The organism is Sorangium sp. So ce363, from assembly GCF_051520435.1.
Taxonomy (GTDB): Bacteria; Myxococcota_A; Polyangia; order Polyangiales; family Polyangiaceae; genus Sorangium; species Sorangium cellulosum_B.
The window spans coordinates 2,353,901-2,373,396 of record NZ_CP150333.1 but is presented as its reverse complement, the minus strand read 5'-3'; the positions used below and the strand labels follow the sequence as shown (position 1 = coordinate 2,373,396).

General features: G+C 69.0%; 13 protein-coding genes. 2 read left to right on the top strand and 11 right to left on the bottom strand.

Features of this window, described 5'->3' with window-relative positions; translation table 11 throughout:
* Nucleotides 1-45: 45 nt before the first annotated feature.
* The 7 genes from WMF12_RS09255 to WMF12_RS09225 all read right to left on the bottom strand — a co-directional run bounded on the left by WMF12_RS09255 (nt 46) and on the right by WMF12_RS09225 (nt 10,185).
* Nucleotides 46-963: a slr1658 superfamily regulator gene (locus WMF12_RS09255; RefSeq protein WP_012234413.1), complete on the bottom strand. Its 918-nt coding sequence runs from the start codon at nt 961-963 to the stop codon at nt 46-48.
* Nucleotides 964-987: 24 nt separating this feature from the next.
* A complete protein-coding gene (locus WMF12_RS09250) occupies nt 988-3,372 on the bottom strand; it encodes a PP2C family protein-serine/threonine phosphatase (protein ID WP_437870064.1) in 2,385 nt (794 codons plus the stop codon).
* A gap of 82 nt (nt 3,373-3,454) precedes the next feature.
* Nucleotides 3,455-4,618 carry a methyltransferase domain-containing protein gene (locus WMF12_RS09245; protein WP_437298817.1) on the bottom strand — a complete coding sequence of 388 codons (1,164 nt, stop codon included), beginning with the start codon at nt 4,616-4,618 and terminating at the stop codon, nt 3,455-3,457.
* Nucleotides 4,619-4,689: 71 nt separating this feature from the next.
* On the bottom strand, nt 4,690-5,247 hold the full coding sequence (locus WMF12_RS09240) for a hypothetical protein (protein ID WP_437534412.1): 558 nt from the start codon (nt 5,245-5,247) through the stop codon (nt 4,690-4,692).
* A gap of 1,054 nt (nt 5,248-6,301) precedes the next feature.
* Nucleotides 6,302-7,510, bottom strand: coding sequence for a tetratricopeptide repeat protein (locus WMF12_RS09235; RefSeq protein ID WP_437870063.1), 1,209 nt, complete (start codon nt 7,508-7,510; stop codon nt 6,302-6,304).
* Nucleotides 7,507-9,069 (bottom strand): SpoVR family protein, encoded by a 1,563-nt coding sequence (locus tag WMF12_RS09230; protein WP_437870062.1) that lies wholly within the window; start codon nt 9,067-9,069, stop codon nt 7,507-7,509. Before WMF12_RS09230 ends, WMF12_RS09235 begins: the two co-directional genes overlap by 4 nt.
* Before the next feature lie 6 nt (nt 9,070-9,075).
* Nucleotides 9,076-10,185 (bottom strand): DUF444 family protein, encoded by a 1,110-nt coding sequence (locus tag WMF12_RS09225; protein ID WP_044964401.1) that lies wholly within the window; start codon nt 10,183-10,185, stop codon nt 9,076-9,078.
* Between the two features lie 188 nt (nt 10,186-10,373).
* Between WMF12_RS09225 and WMF12_RS09220 the strand changes: the two genes are divergently transcribed.
* Nucleotides 10,374-11,654: a hypothetical protein gene (locus WMF12_RS09220; RefSeq protein WP_437870061.1), complete on the top strand. Its 1,281-nt coding sequence runs from the start codon at nt 10,374-10,376 to the stop codon at nt 11,652-11,654.
* A gap of 227 nt (nt 11,655-11,881) precedes the next feature.
* Here the strand turns inward: WMF12_RS09220 and WMF12_RS09215 are convergent, their stop codons facing one another.
* Nucleotides 11,882-12,625, bottom strand: a complete 744-nt coding sequence (locus tag WMF12_RS09215; RefSeq protein ID WP_437870060.1) for a hypothetical protein — start codon at nt 12,623-12,625, stop codon at nt 11,882-11,884.
* Nucleotides 12,626-12,788: 163 nt separating this feature from the next.
* Here WMF12_RS09215 and WMF12_RS09210 point away from each other — a divergent pair, with 163 nt between their 5' ends.
* Nucleotides 12,789-13,025, top strand: coding sequence for a hypothetical protein (locus WMF12_RS09210; RefSeq protein ID WP_437870059.1), 237 nt, complete (start codon nt 12,789-12,791; stop codon nt 13,023-13,025).
* A 747-nt stretch (nt 13,026-13,772) separates the two neighbouring features.
* Here WMF12_RS09210 and WMF12_RS09205 read toward each other — a convergent pair.
* The 3 genes from WMF12_RS09205 to glnE all read right to left on the bottom strand — a co-directional run bounded on the left by WMF12_RS09205 (nt 13,773) and on the right by glnE (nt 19,403).
* Nucleotides 13,773-15,176 (bottom strand): carboxypeptidase-like regulatory domain-containing protein, encoded by a 1,404-nt coding sequence (locus WMF12_RS09205; RefSeq protein ID WP_437870058.1) that lies wholly within the window; start codon nt 15,174-15,176, stop codon nt 13,773-13,775.
* 474 nt (nt 15,177-15,650) lie between these two features.
* The gene (locus tag WMF12_RS09200; RefSeq protein ID WP_437745217.1) at nt 15,651-16,193 is read right to left on the bottom strand and encodes a hypothetical protein; all 543 of its coding nucleotides are present in this window, start codon (nt 16,191-16,193) and stop codon (nt 15,651-15,653) included.
* A gap of 48 nt (nt 16,194-16,241) precedes the next feature.
* The gene (gene glnE / locus WMF12_RS09195) at nt 16,242-19,403 is read right to left on the bottom strand and encodes a bifunctional [glutamate--ammonia ligase]-adenylyl-L-tyrosine phosphorylase/[glutamate--ammonia-ligase] adenylyltransferase (protein ID WP_437870057.1); all 3,162 of its coding nucleotides are present in this window, start codon (nt 19,401-19,403) and stop codon (nt 16,242-16,244) included.
* Between the last annotated feature and the right edge of the window lie 93 nt (nt 19,404-19,496).

The following is a 19,496-nucleotide window of genomic DNA, read 5'->3' as shown; positions in this document are numbered from 1 at the left end:
TCGACCTGGACGCGATTCGGGTTGGACGGAAGAACCCATCCGATCTCAATCACAGAGTATCATCTCGAAGTTCTGATTGAACTTCTTGAGGTTGGGCAGCGACTTCCCCTGCCACGGGATGGACTTCGACCCGCGGACGATGAGCTGGAGCTCACCCTTCTTCCGGGTGGCGATCGCGAACTTGTAGAGGACGTTGATCCCTGAGCTGTTCAGGAAGTTCAGCGCCCTGACGTCGAGTGTGATGGTGGGAGGGTTCGTGGCCAGGACCTTGTCGAGCAGCTCCTCGATGGGGGCGTACTCGGTGGTGCCGCCAAGACGAAGGATTCCTTCCAGGTACACCACCACCTCAGAGGGATCGTACCAAACCCGATAGTTACCACCCTTGATTTCCATTCTCGACCTTTCATTCAAAATAGGAATCCTGGCCATCGTCTTGATGCTGAAGCTGTTGACCGAGATCGGATCCAGCTTCCAACCAAGACTGACACCGTAATCATTCATGATGATGAGATACCCGAGCCCCGACCCGGCGTTCTCCGCGTCCTCGGCGTTCGCCTCCGCCTGTCGACGCAGGAGCTCCCCAGGGTCCTCCTGTGTGAGCTCTAGGAGCTTCTCACGAAGCGAGGGGACGGCGGCGTTCGTGATCTGGTTGCTGACGAGACACACCAGATCCTCACGCCCGATACCCACGGTCACGGTGATGTCACCGTGCTGATTGAACTTGACGGCGTTCTCAACCAGTTCGTTCAGAACGTACCCGATGGCGCCTGAGACCTCGTCTCGGCTGATGAGCCTGTCCTCGCCGTCTATCTCCGGAAAGAGCTCGCCGAAGTACTCGGCCATGAAATTGGCCGTCAGGTTACAAAGGCTCCATCTCACCGCGAACGAGTCGGGGTACAACGTCAGCGACATGTGTTCGCTGAACGAATCGTCTAAAGAGTAGACGCCGATGATTTCGCTCATGGTAATGCCCAGTCTCCCCCTTGCTCATACCCTCTTAATGACAAGTACAGTGATGTCATCATGGATTTTGTTGTAGCCTACGTGCGCCAAGACGTCCTCGATGATAGCGTCCTTGATCTCCCGCGAGGTTCTTTCGTGGTTTCGTGAGATCACCTGACACAGCCGGTCGATTCCGTACTGTTCCTCTGAAGAGTCCTCCGCCTCGGTGATGCCGTCGCTGAAGAGCGTCACGACGTCCCCGGGCTCCAGCTTCACCTCGATGCTACCGATGAAATCGCTGATATCCAGGTCGATGCCTATCGGCAACCCGAGCCCCATGGTCTCGACACGATCGAGGGTCCCGTCCTTCCGGACGATGATCAGATCCTCGTGCTGACCGGTGAGCTGGAGCCCGCCGTCGCTGTAGTCGAGCAGCGTCAAGGACAGGTTCTTGTCCGACCGGATGCGCTGGATGTTCTGGTAGATGACCTTGTTGACGATGCTCAGGAACTTCTTCGGATCCCGCTCGTTGGCCGCGAGCAGCGTCCGGACGGCCGTCTGGACCATGAGCATCAGCACGCCGCTCTCCAGCCCGTGGCCGGTGACGTCGCCGATGCCGATCTTGACGAGCCCGTCGCTCCGGAGCACGTCGTAGTAGTCCCCGCCGACCTCGTCGGCAGGGGCCATGTAGCCCGCGATGTCGAGGCCCGGGATCTCCTGGAGCTCGCTCGGCGCGGGGAGCACCATGAGCTGGAGCTGCCGCGCGACGTTCAGCTCGGCGCCGAGCCGGATGTTCTCCTGGGCGAGCTTCGCGTTCAGCTCGCTGATCTCCTCGTTCGCCTTCTCGAGGGCCCTCGTCCGCTCGCCGACGAGCTCTTCGAGGTTGTTCGTGTAGGCCTCGATCTCGCTCGCCATCTCGTTGAACGCGACGCCGAGCTGCCCGATCTCGTCCGCGGAGTTCACGTCGATGCGAACGCCGTAATCGCCCTCGCGCATCCGCGTCGCGCCGGTCGAGAGCGCGACCAGGGCGCCCGTCATCTTGCGGGAGATCAGGTAGACGCCCAGCATGAGCACGAGGAACGAGGCGATCGTGATGAGGACCTGGGTCCCGACGATCACCGTCCTGCTCTTCTCGATGCTCTTCTGCGCCGCGAGGAGCGAGGCGTACATCTCCTTCTTCGGGACGACGAAGCCCATCGTCCACCGCTCCTTGGCCACGCGCGCGTCCGGCCCGGCCCAGCCGTTCACCGGCGCGAGCCGCTGGAGGGCGATGATGTACGTCTCGCCCGATATCACCATCTCTCGGTAGTCGACTTTATCATCGTTCGGAAGGACGATGCCAGACACCCCCGAGTCCTCGCTGTCCTTGAAGAACCGCTGCAGCATGCCGACGCCGGAGTTCTGGCCAGCGCCCGCGTCCGTGCGCAGCCGCAGCGTCTTTGCGCCGAGCTCGTTGACCGCGAAGACGTTCCCGTCCGCCTGCGCCAGGAAGGCGAAGCCCGCGGTGGCCAGCTTGACGTCTTTGATCGACGCGATGAGCTGCGCGAGCGTGAGGTCGAGCCCGACCGAGCCCACTAAAGCTTTGCGGTCCTTCGCCCAGAGCGGATGGAACGCCGTCATCACGATGCCGCCGCCCGCCGCGTCGTCGTACGGCGCCGTGACCGTGGTCTGATCCGGGTGCGCGCTCAGCCCGGCGGGGTCCTTCGCCCACTCGTTCCAGCTCTCGGCCATGCCGGGGAAGAAGAACTTGTACCACCCCTGGTCGTTGTGCCCCGGATACAGCTTGTCGAAGGTCGACGCCATGTCCGTGTACGGCGTCAGCCGCACATACGGCTTGTCCTCAGGACCGATGTAATAGATCTGAAGCTTGTCGGCGCCGTACTTGCCGAACGAAGGCAGGATGAGATCCAGAAACGCGGTCTCGTTGACGGCCCGCTGGACCTCGGGCAGGATCGTCCCGTCCTTCCCCAGGTAGCCCCAGACGCTGACGACGCTCGGCTCGCTCGGATCGTTCTGGTACCAGTTCCCCTTCGGGTTGAACTTCATCTGATCGCGGAAATACGGGAAGTCGGCGGCCGTCTGCAGGAACGGGGCGACGTCCTCCTCGCGATCGATCACGGTCTGCAAGACGCCGGCGAGGGTCTGGAGATCCCTGTACGCCTCGCCGAGCCTGAGGTTGACGTGAGTGGCCTTGTCCTCCAGGTGATTGGTCAGGTACTCGCGGTTCGCCGAGTTGAGGCCGGCCTCGATCTCCGCGGCGGCCTCGCTGCTCAGCCGGTGGATGCCTTGCCGCCCGACGACGACGTTCCACACGGCACCGAGCAGGACGCTCACGCCCGTCACGAAGATGATCTTGGTGCTGAACTTCCTGAACCTGAAGAGCAGGCTCTGAGGCCGCTGTTCGCCAGAGTTCCGAGGTTGAACGCTCACGGCTGGCAATCTCCTAACGGCACGGCCCTGGGCCACTCGATCGGCATCACGACGCGGCGGAGCATGACGACCCGGCCTCCCCTCACATGACCCGCATCGGCTTGCGGCCCGAGCCGGCGTAGATCGGCCACGAGGCGAGGCCGTGCGGGTGCGTGATGGCCGCCATGTGAGCGCGCAGCCCGGTGCTCAGCTCGGCGTGGTAGTCCGGCGGGGCGCCGGCGGTCCGGGCCATGTTGGCGGTCACCGAGATCCAGCACTCGACGACGCGCGCGAAGTCGAAGCAGTCCGTGTTCATGTTGTTGATGTCGATCAGGTTGACGCGGATGTCCTCGAGGCCGGCCTCCCCCATGATCTGCCGCGTCTTTATCCCCGTATCGAGATCCATCCCGATCGACCTGCCGAGCTCGACGAACCGCTTGTAGGTCGCGCGGATGAGGTCCTGCTCCGGATAGCCGTACGCGCACGACAGGAGCTCGTTCGTGATGTAGATCCGGCCGCCCGGCTTGCAGATGCGATAGAGCTCCTGCATGATCCGCTCGGGCTGCGGAAAGACCTGGAGAGACAGACGGCAAGACACGAAGTCGAACGAGTTGTCCGGCAGGAGCAGCGCCGCGGCGTCGCCGTACTGATACTCGACGTTCTCCAGCCCGAGCCGCCGCACGTGGTCCTGCGCGTAGCGGAGCGCGGGCCGGGAGTGATCGACCCCGACGACGTGCTCTGGCTTGAACTCCTTCTGGAGCAAGATCGCGAAGTCGCCGAAGCCGCACGCGATGTCGGCGATCTTCATCCCCGGGTAGAGGCCGTGGTTCGTCAGCCCCGTCTTCTCGTGCTCCCAGATGATGCGCTCCTGGAGGCGGAGGACGTCGATGAACTCGGCATCTTCGAGCATTCCCTGGCTCGGGTAGAACGCGACGTCGTAGATCTCGACGGAGACGCTCGAGTAGATCTCCGCGATGACCTGAAACTTGCGGATCGCCCAGGGGATGACGCTGGAGATGATCAGCCTGATCTTCAGGTTGGGACGAGCCTCGACGGCCCAACGGACAAACCTGTTTATCTCCAGGAATGCCACGTTGTTCATGTACTTGAGCCGCTTGAAGTCCAGGCAGAGCTCGCCGCTCGCGTTCTTGGCCGCGGTCTCCAGCGTGCCGCGGATGGCCCTCATCTGATCGGCACCGAACGGCCGCAGCATGCCCGAGAGCGCAACCTCCTGGTCGGTCTGGTCGACGCGCATGCTGAAGGTCACCTGCGAGCGCCACGAAGGGAGGCCGCTCGCAGACGAGGGCGGTACGGCGGATTCGCGACCGATCGGAGCTGTCATAGTTCTTCTACCTCAGTGAACGGGAACTGAATCGCCAGAAGGAGCCAGTCCCCGCTCGTGGGTTCGGAGATACTGAGCTTCGAGCCGTAGACGACCGCGAGTTCGAGCAGCCCGAGCGCCTGAGCGTCATCATCCGGAACGTCGTGCTCGAGCTGCTCTCGATACCAGGCCATCGGGTCCGGCTGATTGGCCAGCTGGACGGCGTGGTTGTAGAACTTGGCGCTCTGCTCGTTGATCGGGACCTCCGCCTCGACGAGGATGTGGTTCTGCTTCTTGCGGAACCGCATCTTGATCTCGCCGGTGGAGCCGTGATTCCGGTATATCGCTTCCAGCAATTCGTTGAAGAACGTCGAGAGCAAGGTCGCGTGGCGCTCGGGGTCATCCTCATTGGCGCTCGCGTACCTCGCGAGGAAATTGGCTAGCTGATGACAGTGGTTCCACCGTTTACTGAAGCCACCGACCGAGAAGTTCGCGGAAATGACCATGCCGTCCGCCGGTAACGCGGGCGGCGGTCGCAAGGTCGGAGCTATGTCGGCCTGCTTGGAAACGGACATCAAAGCCTCGGGGGTTGGTTGACAAGTGAGGCACGAACGAGGTTACCCGGGTTCGGGGTGCCCCGTCGAGTGCATCGCGAGGTTTCCAGCGAGCGCCATCCGGGCCTTCACGCGGCAGAAACGTCAGCGACCGCCCGGCCGGTTGCACCAGGCATGCCACCGCGCCGTAGACTTTCTGTAATACAGCTCGCATTTATCGAAGACCACTGGTCTCATGAACAGGTGAACCGATGTAGGGTGCCGCCTGCTGGTCGACGGCTCCGTTCGGTCGTTTCGCGCATATCCGGGTGAAACGGGCTCCGCTTGCCTCAGCACGCGATGTTCGTGGGTCACCACGACAGGCAGACATTTTGTCCACAGAGCACCCGCGCCGGCGGCGCCATTTGTAATTCGCTACACATGTGCTCCCCGCTCGCCTCGGCGGGGCGCACAGTCGTTGACCATCAGACCATTTGGAGCAGCAGAAGAGAGGTAATCGAAAGTGCGTCGCTGCTGTCAACCCCTTCCTGCGCGCGGCGGAGGTGCGCTCAGACATCGTGTGGTCCAGCGAGTCGCCGCGGGAGTGCGAGGAGATCCGTGCGCCCACCTACCACGTGGCCCATCGCGCGCCGGAGCCGAGTGCGTCTCTCGGGCGCGGATTCGGTATGCGGCCCTCTCGCGCGGGAGTCGGCGTCTCGGGGCAGCGCCGCGACGAGCCCCACGCCGGGCGAGCGCTCGCGGCTGGCGCCGGGTGTCGTCAGGCGTCCGGGAGCGCTTCGCAACATCGATGGTCCCGCAGCCCTCGTCCTGCTGCTGGGCGCCGCTCGACCGAGCGCCCTCACCTTCGCCGCGAGCGGCGCGAGCAGCGCGAGCAGCGCGAACGGCCCAAAAACGCGCGAGGTCGGACATCGCAACGATTGAGCTTGACAATCATCCATGCAGGCCGCGTGTGTTCACCGTCGCGCTGTCCGGCGCGGCAGCGCGCCGCCCTCCCGAGCGCAGCGCGCAGCGCGCGCCTGACCGCGGGCCCGCGCCGCGCAGCGCCGCTGTGGCGCACGCGACCGGCGCCTCGGCGTCACCGCGGCGGAGCGCCGCGCCGCTCGATGGCGTCGAGCTCGTCCATCACCGCCTTCACGCGCGGATCCGTGGGATCGACGGCGCGCGCCTTCTCGTACGCTGCGCGCGCGTCCTTCAGCTGGCCCGACTGCGCAAGGGCGTTGCCCAGGTTGATCCAGGCGCTCCCGAGCTTGTCGTCGAGCTTGAGCGCCTCGCGGTAGAGCGCGGTCGCCTTCTGCAGGTCGCCGCGGAGGTGGTACGCATACCCGAGGTTCGATCGGTAGGTGGCGCGCGCCGGGTCGCGCGCCACAGCCGCCTCGAGGTGCGGAACGGCGCGCGCGGGATCGTTCGCGGCGAGGAGCGCCGTCCCGAGGTCGTTCTGCAGGCGCGCGTCCGCCGGCGAGAGCCTCGCGGCGCGCTCGTAAGCGCGGATCGCGTCGGCCGTCCTCCCCGCGGCCAGGAGCGCTGTCCCGAGGTTCGCCTGCCGCTCCGCGTCCCCGGGGGCGAGCTCCGCCGCCCGCGTCAGCTCACGGACAGCGTCTTGCAGGTTGCCGAGCGCGAGGTGCGCGACACCGAGCGCGGAGTGCGCCTCGGCGTCGCTCGGGGCGAGCTCCGCGGCACGTGTCAGCTCACCGAGCGCCGCGTCGGCCCGGCCGAGGACAAGGAGTGTGCGGCCGAGCTCGAGGTGCGCGAGCGCGTGGTCAGGCTCGAGCGTCACCGCACGCTTCAGCTCAGGGAGCGCGGCGAGCAGCGTCCTGTCGCCCGGCGCCCCGTTGTAGTCGGTGGACACGCCTGCCCTGGCGATCGCCGCGCGCTGGGCGCCGACGATCGCCGCCGCGTCCTTCTTGTCGAGCTGCGCGGCCGCACGATAGGCCCTCTCGGCAGCGGCGAAATCGCCGCTCGCATAGGCAGCGTCGCCCTCTTCGAGCTTCCTGTCCGCCGGCGTGCCGGTGCCGCGCGCGACGCGCGGAGGAGGGCTCGCCGCCGCTGCCTCGCTGGTGGACGGCGCGTCGAGCGGGACGCCCGAGCCGACCGGCGCGCCCGGGGCAGCGCCGCTCCCCGGAGGCGGCGCGGGCGCCGCGTTCTCCGTCGGATCGAGCCGGGCAGGCGGCGCAGGGGCCTCCGCCGATGGTCGCGGCGCCGGCGAGCGCGACGTTGGCGCCGCCGGGGCGCAGCCGGCGAGCGCGAGCAGGACGCCGAGCCGGCGGATCGCTCCGCAGGCGCTCACAGCTTGTACGGGGTCATCGCGTGCTCCTTGCCGTCGTACCGGAGCAGCACAGGCTTGTTATCCATCTTCGTCGCCACGCCGACCGGCCGCTTCCAGCACCGGACGAGCGCCACGAGCGTCTCGCGCGCGTAGTCGGCGCGGAGGTCGAAGCCGCCGTGCACGTGCTCGAGCAGGAGCTCTCCCCGGTTGCCGTAGTTGGCGTCGACGACACGGATGTACGGGTCGCCGAAGTTCGTCAGCTGGAAGAGGAGCTTCTCCTTCACCTCCTTGAACTCGCGGCTCTCGATCTCGAACCTGTCGTTCCGCCCCGAGAAGCCGAACGTGTACATCTTCTGCTCGATCACGAACTCCGGCGTCAGGAACTCGTCGATGAAGGTCACGTCGTTGTAGAGCGCGCGCACCTGGAAGATCTTCTCGCGGCCGAGGCCGAGCCGCATGTCCCAGGTGCGCTTCGCGTCGAGGTCCGCGCACTCCTCCCACTCGCGGCCGAAGCGGCCCTTGTTCCATCGCTCCTCGATGTAGCGATAGAGCTCCACGCCGACCTTGTAGGGGTTGAAGCGCCCCGGCGCAGTCGCCATGACACCGGCGTTGTTCTCGGCGTAATCGATGATCTCCGACGCATCGAGGACCTTCTCGGTCATCATCTTCGAGTGCCAGTACGAGGCCCACCCCTCGTTCATGATCTTCGTCTGGCGCTGGGGGACGAAGTAGTAGGTCTCCTCGCGGATGATCTCGAGCACGTCGCGCTCCCACCGATCGAGCGGCGCGTGGTCGAGCAGGAACTTGAGCACGTCGCGCTCCGGGCGCTCCGGCACCTTGCGCTCCGGCTTCTTCTGGTCCTGCCGCTTCTTCCGCTGCGCCGCGAGGATCTCCTCCGGGTTGATGAAGGAGTCCATGTACTCCTTGGCCCGGAGCTTGTAGGTGTCCATCGGCTCCTCCGTGGGCTCCTCGTCCTCCTTGGCCACAGGACGGCCGCTGAAGGGGGCCCACGGGTCGATCAGGTTCTCGAGCGAGAGGCAGTGGTCGACGAACGCCTCGACCTTGTTGATGCCATAGCGCTCGATGTGCCGCGACACGCGCGCGCCGTGGTTCGCCATCTTGTCGATCCACTTGCGGTCCGGATCGTAGGCCTCGCTCTTCCGCACCGGGTCGAGGATCGGGCCGCGATGGTCGAGATCGGTGGACCGGAAGCAGAAGTTGTTCTTGAAGAAGTCGACGTGCGCGTACACGTGCGCCATGACGAGCTTCTGGTCAGTGAGCGAGTTGCCCTCGAGGAGGTAGGCGTACGAAGGGTTGTTGTTGATGACCATCTCGTAGATCTTCGAGAGGCCATACTCGTAGCTCTTCGAGAGCTGCTCGTACTCCATGCCGAACCGCCAGTGCGGGTAGCGGCTCGGGAAGCCGCCGTACGCGGCGATCTCGTTCATCTGGTCGTACGTCAGCATCTCGAAGATGACGGGGAAGAAGTCGAGCCCGTAGTCCCGGGCGATCTTCTCGATGCGCTCCTTCTCGGTGCGCAGGTAGCGGGGAAGCGCGGTGTTCAGGGCGAACTTGCTCATACCGCTCTACTTCCCCTTCCCCAGGAAATCCTTGATGCTGCCCACGATGGCGTCCTTGTCCCTGATCTCGCTCACCACCACCCGATCGTCCTGCGAGAAGTGTTCTTTCAGATCCTTGATGAACTGGCCCGAGCCGTACGGGCTCTCGACCTGCCCGTAGGCGAACATGTTGACCCGCGGCAGGATCTGGGTCTTGAGCACGTCCACGCAGGAGAGCGTGTCGTCCATCGACCAGTTGTCGCCGTCGGAGAAGTGGAACGGATAGATGTTCCACTCGTCCGGCGGGTAGTCGTTGTCGATGATCTGCGAGCACAGCTTGTAGGCGCTCGAGATCATCGTGCCGCCGGACTCGCGCGTGTGGAAGAACGTGTCCCGGTCGACCTCGCGGGCGATCGCGTCGTGGATGATGAAGCGCGACTCGAGGCCCTTGTACTGGCGGGTCAGCCACGCATCGATCCAGAACGACTCGATGCGCACGATCTCCTTCTGCTCGTCGCCCATCGACCCGGAGACGTCCATCATGTAGATGATGACCGCGTTCGCGACGGGCTCGGTGATCGTCTTCCACGAGCGGTACCGCTTGTCGTCCGGGACGGGGACGACGACGGGCGCCGACGGGCGGAACGTCCCGCTCGAGATCATCCGCTTCAGCGCCTCGCGGTACGTCCGCTTGAAGTGGCGCAGCGACTCGGGGCCCACCCTGCGGATGCCGGAGTAGCGATCGTGGGCGTTCGAGATCTTGCTCTTGCCCTTGTCCTGGATGTCGGGCAGCTCGAGCTCCTCGCCGAGGATGCCGGCGAGCTCCTCGAGCGTGACGTCGACCTCGAGGAGGTGGTCCCCCTCGCCGCTGCCCGCCTGCCCCTGGCCGGGCTGCTTGTCGTCCGAGCCCCCCACTGGATCGCCGGGGTTGCCGTCGCCCTGCCCCACGCCGCCGCGTTGCTTGTCGCCGAAGCGGAAGCGCGGGATGTCGATCTGAGGGATGGGAATCGAGACGAGGTCCTTCCCCTTTCGTCCGATGAGCTCGCCCTGCGAGATGTACTTGCGCAGGTTCTCGCGGATGCGGCCGCGAACGATCTGACGGAAGCGCCCGTGATCCTGGTCGATCTTCAACGACACGCTCGCGAGTGTAGCATCGGAAGCCGCCTCGGGTCCGCACGTTCGGCGGGCCGCCGAGGTCTCCCGCCCCGGCGGCGCCGCTTCCCCGCTTCCGTTCGACATCTCCATCTCCACTTCCCCACGTCCTCGCCGTTGCCCCACCGCCACGCCCGCCCGTCGTGAACTGCCCCCGTGTTCGCCTCCGCGCCGTGCTTTTCCGAGCGCGCTCCCTCCTCGTGTTCCTCGTGCTCGTGGTCCTCGCGGCGCTGGCCCTCGGGTGCGGCTCCCGAGAGCAGCTCGTCGGGCTGCCCGATCTCGCGGGCGCAGGGGGCGCCCCCGACGCGCCGCCCCCGGACCCGCCGGTGTGCCGGGAGGACGGGCTCCCCTGCCAGGGCGCGGCGGACTGTTGCAGCGCCGCGTGCGCGCAGGGGATCTGCGGCGGCGACAGCTGCGCGCGGGACGGCGCGCCGTGCGCCGCCCCGGGCGACTGCTGCGCCGGCCTGTGCACCGGCGGGCTCTGCGGGCAGGGCTGCTCGGCCGACGGGGCGCCATGCCAGAGCGCGGCGGCGTGCTGCGCCGGGGTCTGCATGGGCGGGGCCTGCGGACGGGGCTGCTTCCGGGACGGGAGCGCGTGCGGGTCCGCGGGACAGTGCTGCTCGCTGAGCTGCGTGGAGGGCGCATGTCGCGCGCCGTGCATCCCGAACGGCGCGCGCTGCAGCGCGGGCGACGCGTGCTGCAGCGGCGCCTGCGTCGCGGGCGTCTGCGCCGAGGCGTGCGCGCCCGACGGCTCCGTGTGCGGCCAGAGCGCGGACTGCTGCACCGGGCGCTGCAACGCGGGCATCTGCGGCGGGTGCAGCTCGGACGGGGTCGCGTGCGGCTCGGCCGATGCGTGCTGCTCCGGCGTCTGCGCGCAGGGCGTGTGCGGGGGCGCGGCGTGCTCGCACGCGCCCTGCGAGATCGGCGCGCCGCTCGCCGCGGACTGCGGCGGGTGCGCGGCCGAGCTCTGCCGGTTCGACCCGTTCTGCTGCACCACCAGCTGGGACGAGATCTGCGTCGGCGAGGTCCCCAGGCTCTGCGGGCTGGTCTGCGTCGAGTGCGCCGCAGACGGCAGCCGCTGCGCGTCCGGCGAGGCGTGCTGCAGCGGCGCGTGCGAGGACGGCGTCTGCCGGCTCCCGTGCGCGCGCGACGGCCAGCCGTGCGCGGACTCCGGCGAGTGCTGCAACGGCGGCTGCCAGAACGGCCTCTGCGGCGGCCCCGCTTGCCCATCGGACGGGACGGGCTGCGGAGGATGCGTGGCCGAGCGCTGCTGCGCGCAGCTGAGCCAGTGCCTGCTCAGCCCCACCTGCGCGGACGACGTCGCGTGCTTCTTCGGCTGCCTCGACGAGGGCAGCGGCCCCGCCGTCTGCGGGTTCCAGTGCATCCACAGCCCGGAGACGTTGCAGCTGCTGCGCTGCGTGGGCAGGAGCTGCGGCGGCGGCACCTGCTTCTGACGCGCGGCGCGGGGCGCGAGGGCGGCGCGAGGGGAGCGGGTCTCGCGCGGGCGTGCGGCTCGCCGCGCCCGCGGGTCTGGAGCGCGGATTTGCCGAGCGCCTGACGCGCAATAGGCGCTTCCGCCGGGGTTGGCTACAGCGGATCCTGATTTCGATTCCGGTGCTTCCCGCCGACTTTCCGACCGGGAAAGAGGGAAGGCTGTGGCACCATGAGTCCACGAGCGAGCTCATGTCGAGAGAGCTCGGGGGGAGGGCGCAATGCCGAGAGGCGAGACATCGAAGGATACGTCCAAGCAGAGGAAGCGGGTCCAGAGCGGCGAGCGCGAGCAAGCTGCGCCCGCGATATCCCAGGGCGAGGCGGGTCGGAAGGCTCCGCGCAGGCGGACGAAGTCCGCTGCCGGCGCCCGGATGGCCGCTGCGCCGACCCGGCGGGTGACCCGGGCGAAGAAGGGAGCGAGCAAGGCAGGAGCGAGCGCCGCGGCGCGGCCGGGCACGGCGCGGAGCACCGCGGCGGCGGAGAAGAAGAAGACCAGCAGCGCGCCGAGGAAGGCGACCGCCGGACAGACGAGCCGGCAGCAGAGCGGCGCGGCCAAGAGGGCGGCCACGACGAGGAAGCGGACCGCCACCGGTAGCGCGGCGGGGCGCGGCCGGAGCGCGGCCGGCGCGACGCCGGCCGGCGGGCGCAAGACGACGCGCGCCTCGGGCGCGACGCCGGCCGGCGGGCGCAAGACGACGCGCGCCTCGGGCGCGAAGCGCGCGGCGCCGCAGCGCGCAGCAGCGATGAGGAAGCCGTCGGCCAGCGCCCGCGTCGGGCGCGGAGCCGCGCGGCGAACGAAGGCGGCGCAGCCGGGCGCGCAGAGGGCGGGGCAGAAGCGCGTGACCGCCGGCAAGCGGTCGGCGGCCAGCTGAGCTGCAGCGTCGGGCGCGCCGCTCGCCGCGGAGCGCCCAGCCGCACCTTTCCCATCACACATCCCATCCCAAGAGGGCGCCGGCAGATGCTCGGCCGTCGAGCCTCCGCGCGAGGCCCCCACCTCCGGGCGCAGCGGCACGCCAGCCACCCTCGCGGCCAACGGGAGAGGTGGGCGCGCGCCCGCTCCACCGCGCTGGCGACGAACGCTCCCGGAGCGCAGCGTCGTGCGCGGCGGAGCGGCTGACGCGCACGACGCCGCGCCCGCGCGCGATCAGGGCGGTGACGGCAAGGGCTCGCCGACCATGAGGACCACCCAGGTGGCGGCCAGGAAGGGATACGGCGCCCCGCCGAGGCCTGGCATCGTCGACCGCGCGCGCCGCGCGCAGAGCGGGCAGCCCGCGTCGCCGCGCCGGCTGAACAGGTACCGGCGCGAGGACGGCGGCGGCGCAGGACAGACCTGAACTTCATCGCCCTCCATCACCCCGCGCATCCCCCCCATCTCGCCCTGCAGCGGAAGGGCCTCCGTGCGCCCCGTCTCCTGCGACGCCCCGCGCAACCGCGGAGCACGACCGCCCTCGCGAAGCCAACGCTCGATGGTCCGACATGCAGCCGCTGGCTTAGGGCGATGCTGGACCATCGTAGGAATGTTCCTTCTGCCGAGCCGAAGACCAGCGACCCACGCTCCGGATGTAACCCCGCACTGCGGGCGAGATTCATCCTAGCAGGATCCCCGGACCATGCATGGATGACATTCCGTATCTGCGTGGTGCTTCCCACCGCGACAGCGTCTTGTCTCGGCTGTCGTCATGATTGTCGTCTTCGTACGCCTCCGTCTGCTCAATCGATATCTCCGAGGCGTACGCGGAGCGCAGCGCGGCGAGATGGCTGCGCAGCGCGGCAGCGTGTCCCGTCGTCGGCGCGGGCGATGGAGCCCAGAGGCTCCCCGGCTCGTGGTCTCCCGCGATCAGGCGAGGCGGATAGCAACAGGACATCCCGGAGAGGAACGAAGGCGAACCCCGATGGCCCGCGGCGCTCGCCGGATCGAGCGGAGAGGACGCTCTCCGCCCATCATCAAGGATCGTTTGCGGGGCAGCTCGGGATGGAGACGACGTAGTTCAGGAGAATACCGACATGCGTCCTTCAGCGCCGGCGGGGCTCCGGAGCCGGCGCGCGGGCGCCGGCGGCGCGGTGGACGCGAGCGAGGCGGGTCACTGCGGGATGGGGATCGGCGGCGGCTCGTCGTCGGGCACGATGCAGGACGACAGGTCGAACAGCATGAAGAGCAGCGCCTTCTCCTGAGCGCTCAGCTCCTCCGTGGAGCACCCCTCCGGGAAGGGCGGGCCCGTGAGGTCCGCCGCAGAGACATGGATGTCCGTGAATACGAGACGCCCGCACTGCTGATCTTCTGGGACGTCGACGGGCGTGTTGAATGTGAAGTACTGGACCCCGGCCGGCTCGGGCTCGTTGTAATAGATCCACCGGGTCGAGATGTCCTCGGTCACCTCGCTCACCGTATGCTGCGCGCCGTTGATCACGATCTCGCCGGGCACGTCCGACGCGCCGACATTGACGAGCCACTCCGCGAGGGCTTGCCCCTTCGGGAGCGTGGTGTCCACGAGCGCCGTGAGAGGGCTCTCCGGGTCCGTGACGTCGTTGTCCCAGACCGCCGTGTCCGGGAACGGCGCCGGCCCCCGCTTCAGCCAGACGTTGTGCCAGTGGGACGCGAACACGCGCCCGCCGAGCGAGGTATAATCGAACATGGCCTGGCGCGCGGGCCCGGGTTTGTCTTCCACGTACGGGTCGCCCTCGCAGGCGAGGATCACCATGTCGTACTGGCTCAGGGCGTCGACGGTCCCCCAGAGGCTCGTGGCCGGCGTGAACTCCACGCCTTGATTCAGGCGATCCGCATAGCGCGTCGTCACCTCGTGATCGACGTCCCCGCGGCCGGCGAACAGGTTGATCCGCCCGGTCCCGGTCTCCGGCGTGAACTCGCTCTCATCGATCCCGAGTTTGTGCAGCAAGCACTCGAGCGGATCGGCGCCGCCCGTCGTGAGCGCGATCTTCGGGATGTGCCCCTCCGATTGGTTGCGCGGCAACCGGATGATCCCGGCGTCCGTCTCGGTGTCCTCGCATCGTTCGACCACGGGGAGCGTCATCTCGCGGCGCCATTTGCCCACCTGCACGACGAGCGGGATGTTCTCGCCGACCGGCACGTCCTCCAGGACGAACTTTCCTTCCGTATCGGTCAGCGCCGTCACGAGGGGTGAGCCGGAGAGCGTCGCGCTGCACTGATCGCAGGTCGCACCGTCGGGGATGGGCTCAAGCGGCGCATTGGGGACGTAGACGATCACGTTGTAGAGCGGCAGTTTGCCCGAGGGGTCGTACACGGTGCCGCTCACCGTGGTCTTCGCCCCGTTCTCGCATTCGACCTGCTGGCATTCGAGGCCCTCGCAGTCGCCTTCGCCTCCGACACCGCCCCCGCTGGCGATCGCCGGGAAGCCGCCGAAGCCACCGCCAATTCCACCGCCAATTCCACCGCCACCGCCAGGCCCCGCGCCGCCGGATGCTACAGGCGCCGTGCCCCCGGTATCTCCGCAGGAGCAGCCAGCCATGACGCCCGGTGCTACAGCGATCGCAGCCATCAAGACTCCCGCCTTGCCCGACCAAGTCACCATTTCGAGCCTCCCGGCGACGCGAGCAAAGGTGCTCTGCTGCCGCCCAGTCTCTATCGTATGCCAGACTGTAGAAATCGGGAAGTATGTCCAGCAAAGAGCAGGAATGGAGCGATGGGTTATTAGGGCGAGCCCTGATACCTCTGACTACCGCGTCCGCGAAGGACATGCGTGTCGCGCGGTCGGACGGCCTGGACAGTGAATCTCCGTGCGTCCGACATGGTGCGTGACGCAATGACAAGAAGGATTGACGGATCGATGATTCGTGACGAGCGCGTTTCTCTCTGGCGACGCGCGACGCGCGTCGCGCGACGCGCGTCGCGCTCCGCGCAATTGCGCCGCGAGCGAGGTCCCGCGACGAGCGCCGCTCGCGCCTCCGGCTCGCCTGAGCCGACTTCGGGCCGGTCCGGCCGATTACTGCGGATCGACGCGGGTCAGCCCGAACCAGAGCACGGCGTGCCACCGCTCGTGCCACTTCAGCAGCATCGGCCCGATCGCGAGCCCGGCCTCCACGGTCCGCAGCTCGTCCTTGACCGCGCTCACCGGCCAGGGATTGCCGAACGCCTTCTCGCCATACGTCAGCGCGAGCGTCGGCTCGCCGTCGAGCTCCGAAGGGATCAGCTGCGCCTTGAAGCGGCAGATCCGGCTCCCGAAGACCACGTTCGTGCCGGAGTTGCCGCCATGGTCGAACTCGTTCCCTTTCCAGGGCATCCAGCGCGACGCGAGCGCCGTGATCAGCGGGCGCGTCGCCAGGTGGATCCCGGCCGTCGGCTGCAGGGCGAGCAGGCGCCCTCGCGGCAGATCGCCGAGCTCCGCCGGATCCGCCGGCTTCCCTGCCTCGTAGAACTGCCTCAGCGCACCCGGGTGCGCGCCGACGAGGCTATCGAGGGAGGTCGTCCCGGTGACATGACGGTGCCCGACGGACGGGCGTGCGCTCTGCTCGCTCTGGGTGGTCATCGGAACGCCTGGCATTCCACCGCGTCCGACAAGGGTCAACGGCAACCGTCAGCGCTCGTCTTCGCCCGGTTCCCCCGATTCCCCCGCGCTCGCCGTGTTCGCCTCTCGCGCCTCGCTCGCCTCACCGAGAGGCGCCGCGCCGCCCGCGACGATGGCCGCGTACGCCCGGCGTACGCGCTCGGTGATCGCGCCGTAGCGCGCGAGCAGCTCGCGCGCGGCCTCGGCCGCGGTGCGGCCCCGGATGCCCGTCCGACGCGCGAGGGTCGGCACCCCGGGCGCGTCCTCCTCGAGGAGCTGCGACGCGTCCGCGTGCACGATGCGGATCCGCTGCTCCAGCTTGCGCAGGAACGCGTGGCCGTCCCGGAACGTCTCGGCGTGCTCGGCCGAGAGGTGTCCGGCCGCGGCGAGCGCGTCGATCGCCGCGAGCGTCTCGGTGGTCCTGACGCGCGGATCGGCGCCGTGCCGGATCTGCAGGAGCTGCACCGCGAACTCGATGTCCGCGAGGCCGCCCCGCCCGAGCTTGAAGTCGCGGCGGCCGCGGCGCTCGTGCGAGAGCTCGCGCTCCATGCGCAGCCGGAGCCGGTGGATCTCCTCGGCGATCCGATCGAAGTCGTCCGCCTGGAGGTACGCGGCCTCGTGCGCGATGGCGATCGCCTCCGCCCCGAGCTCGGGATCGCCGGCCGACGCGCGCGCCCGGATCAGCGCGAGCCGCTCCCAGATCGCCGCGCGCATGTGCCGCGCGCCGGGCGACGACTCCGGCTCCGCGGGCGCCGGGGAAGCCGCGTCGGCGCGGCGGATGCCGTGGTAGCGAGCGAACGAGTCGGCGGACGTGACGAGCAGCCCCTGGCTGCCCGACGGGCGCAGGCGCGTGTCGAGCTCGTAGCCTGGGCCCGCCGCGTGCGACATGGAGATGAGCCGGATGATCTGCCGCGCGCGCCGCCCGTAGTACGTGCCGGGGTCGGACGCGGCCCCCTGCTCGCCGGGCGGCGCGCACGCCGGGTCGAACAGGAAGAAGACGTCCAGATCCGAGCCGTAGCCGATCTCGCGTCCGCCGAGCTTGCCCATCGCGATCACGGCGAGCCCTCGCACGGGCTCGCCCGGCGGCGTCCCCAGCGCGAAGCGCGTCGCGGCCTCGAGCGACGCGTCGGCCAGATCCGAGAGCGCGAGCGTCGCCTCGCGCGTGCCGACCTCGCCGCTCAGATCGGCGAGGCCGACCTCGATGGTGACGCGCGCCTTGGCGCGCCGGAGCGCCCCGATGAGCGCCTCCTCCGGATCCTCGTCCGGCGACGCCTCGCTGAGGCTGGCCTCGATCGTGTGTCGGATCAGCTCGGCGCTCGGCGCGCCGCGCGCGAACAGGACGGCGTCGACGAGCTCGGGGTACCTCACCATGGCGTCGCCGATGAACGCGCTCGACCCGAGCGCCTCGACGAGCCTGCGGAGCGCGCGCGGCTCGTCGCCGAGCATGCGCGCGTAGACGGAGGAGTGCCTGATGCGGGAGAAGCACAGCCGGAGGAAGCGCGCGGCCTGCTCCGGATCGGCGGCGTCGACCACCGCGGCGAGCAGCGTCTCCGCGAGGGACGAGGACGCCTCGCGGCTGCGCGCCCCGAGCAGGCCGTCCGGGTGGCGGGACAGCTCGAAGAGATCGTCGGCGACGTCGCGGAAGCGCGCCGTCAGCGAGGCGTGCGGCTCCGGCGGCGCGGCGAGCCCGGGCGCGGCGCCGTCGGCGGCGGCCGCCGGCTCGCCGCCGAGGACGAGCACGGCGTGCTTCGCCAGCGCCTCGGCGAACGCGTCGCGATCGCCGTGGTCGAGCGCGGCCATCGCGTCGATCCACCGCGACGGCCGGGCGCTCCCCTTCGGCAGGAGCGACAGGAGCCGGGCCTTGATGCGCCCCCGGCGCTGCGCGGTGTCGGCCAGGAACGCCGCGGCGTCCTCGAAGCGCAGCGTCCGCGCGAGGCGCGTGATCTCCGCCTCGCTGTCGGGGAGGAGGTGCGTCTGCACGCCGGTCGCGGACTGCACCGCGTGCTCCGCGCGCCGGAGCGCGAGGTAGCCCTCCACGAGCTCCCGCCCCTCCCTGTCGGTCACGTACCCCAGGGTGCGCAGGCGCCGCAGGCCGTCGAGCATGCCCTGCGCGCGCGCGCGGGGCTCGCGCCCGCCCCAGATGAGCTGCAGGGCTTGCACGAAGAACTCCGCCTCACGGATCCCTCCCGGGCCGAGCTTCAGGTCGCGCGACGCGTCGTGCGGGAGCTCCGCGCGAGCGCGATCGACGAGCTCGATCATGTCGACGGCGAGCTGCGGATCGACCTGGCGCCGCCACACGAACGGGCCGAGCACCCCGAGCGCCTCGGCGCCAAAGTCGAGATCGCCGGCGATCTCGCGGGCGCGGAGCAGCGCGGCGCGCTCCCAGAGGCGGCCGAACGACTCGTAGTAGCGCTCGGCCGCGGCCAGGGAGTTGACGAGCGGACCGCTCCGGCCCTCGGGGCGGAGCCGGAGATCCACGCGCCAGACGAAGCCGTCCTCCGTGACCTCCTCGAGCGTCGACGTGAGGCGGCGCGCGACGCGGGCCCAGAAGTCGTGCAAGGTGACCGAGACGGCGCGGTCGCCGGGCAGGCCCACGTGGCCGTCGTCCGTGTCGTAGAGGTAGATCAGATCCACGTCGGAGCCCGCGTTGAGCTCGTCGCCGCCGAGCTTCCCCATCCCGAGCACGACGAACTTCGAGCGCGCGCCCGTCGCGGTGCGCGGCTCTCCGAACCGCGCGGTCACGGCGGAGACGGCCTCGGCGAGCGCGACCTCGATCGTGGCCTCGGCGAGCGCGGTGAGCTCGCGCGCGGTGACGTCGATGTCCGCGCCGCCCGCCGACGGCGGGAGCAGCTCGCGCAGCGCGACGCGGATCCGCTCCTCGCGCGCCACGCGCCGGAGCTCCCGCCGGACGCGGTCCGTGTCCGAGACGTCGCCGACGCGGCTCCGGATCCGCGCCAGGTACGTGGCGCGATCGCGCGCCGTCTGGTGGCCTTCCGCCGCGAGCCGCTCCACGATGTCCGGATTCGCCTCGATGATCGCGCCGATCGCGGGGTAGGCGGCCGTCAGGAGCGCCGCGATGGCGAAGGCCATCGTCCCGGGGCGAAGCCGAGGCGACAGCCGCTCCGCGCGGTCCTTCACGCGTTGCTCATCGATCGCGCTCGCGATCTCCAGGAGCCTCGAGACCTGTTGCATGGCGGGAGGCTAGCAAGACCGTGGGGGCGTGAACGGCGGTTCCGCAGGGCCCGACCGCCGGTTTATCGCGACCTGGCCCCACCTCGCGCCTTG

Excerpts from the sequence above, each read along its gene's own strand:
- WMF12_RS09255 (WP_012234413.1), bottom strand. The coding sequence starts at position 963 with ATGAGCGAAATCATCGGCGTCTACTCTTTAGACGATTCGTTCAGCGAA.
- WMF12_RS09240 (WP_437534412.1), bottom strand. The coding sequence starts at position 5,247 with ATGTCCGTTTCCAAGCAGGCCGACATAGCTCCGACCTTGCGACCGCCG.
- WMF12_RS09230 (WP_437870062.1), bottom strand. The coding sequence starts at position 9,069 with ATGAGCAAGTTCGCCCTGAACACCGCGCTTCCCCGCTACCTGCGCACC.
- WMF12_RS09215 (WP_437870060.1), bottom strand. The coding sequence starts at position 12,625 with ATGTGTGATGGGAAAGGTGCGGCTGGGCGCTCCGCGGCGAGCGGCGCG.
- WMF12_RS09205 (WP_437870058.1), bottom strand. The coding sequence starts at position 15,176 with ATGGCTGGCTGCTCCTGCGGAGATACCGGGGGCACGGCGCCTGTAGCA.
- WMF12_RS09200 (WP_437745217.1), bottom strand. The coding sequence starts at position 16,193 with ATGACCACCCAGAGCGAGCAGAGCGCACGCCCGTCCGTCGGGCACCGT.
- glnE (WP_437870057.1), bottom strand. The coding sequence starts at position 19,403 with ATGCAACAGGTCTCGAGGCTCCTGGAGATCGCGAGCGCGATCGATGAG.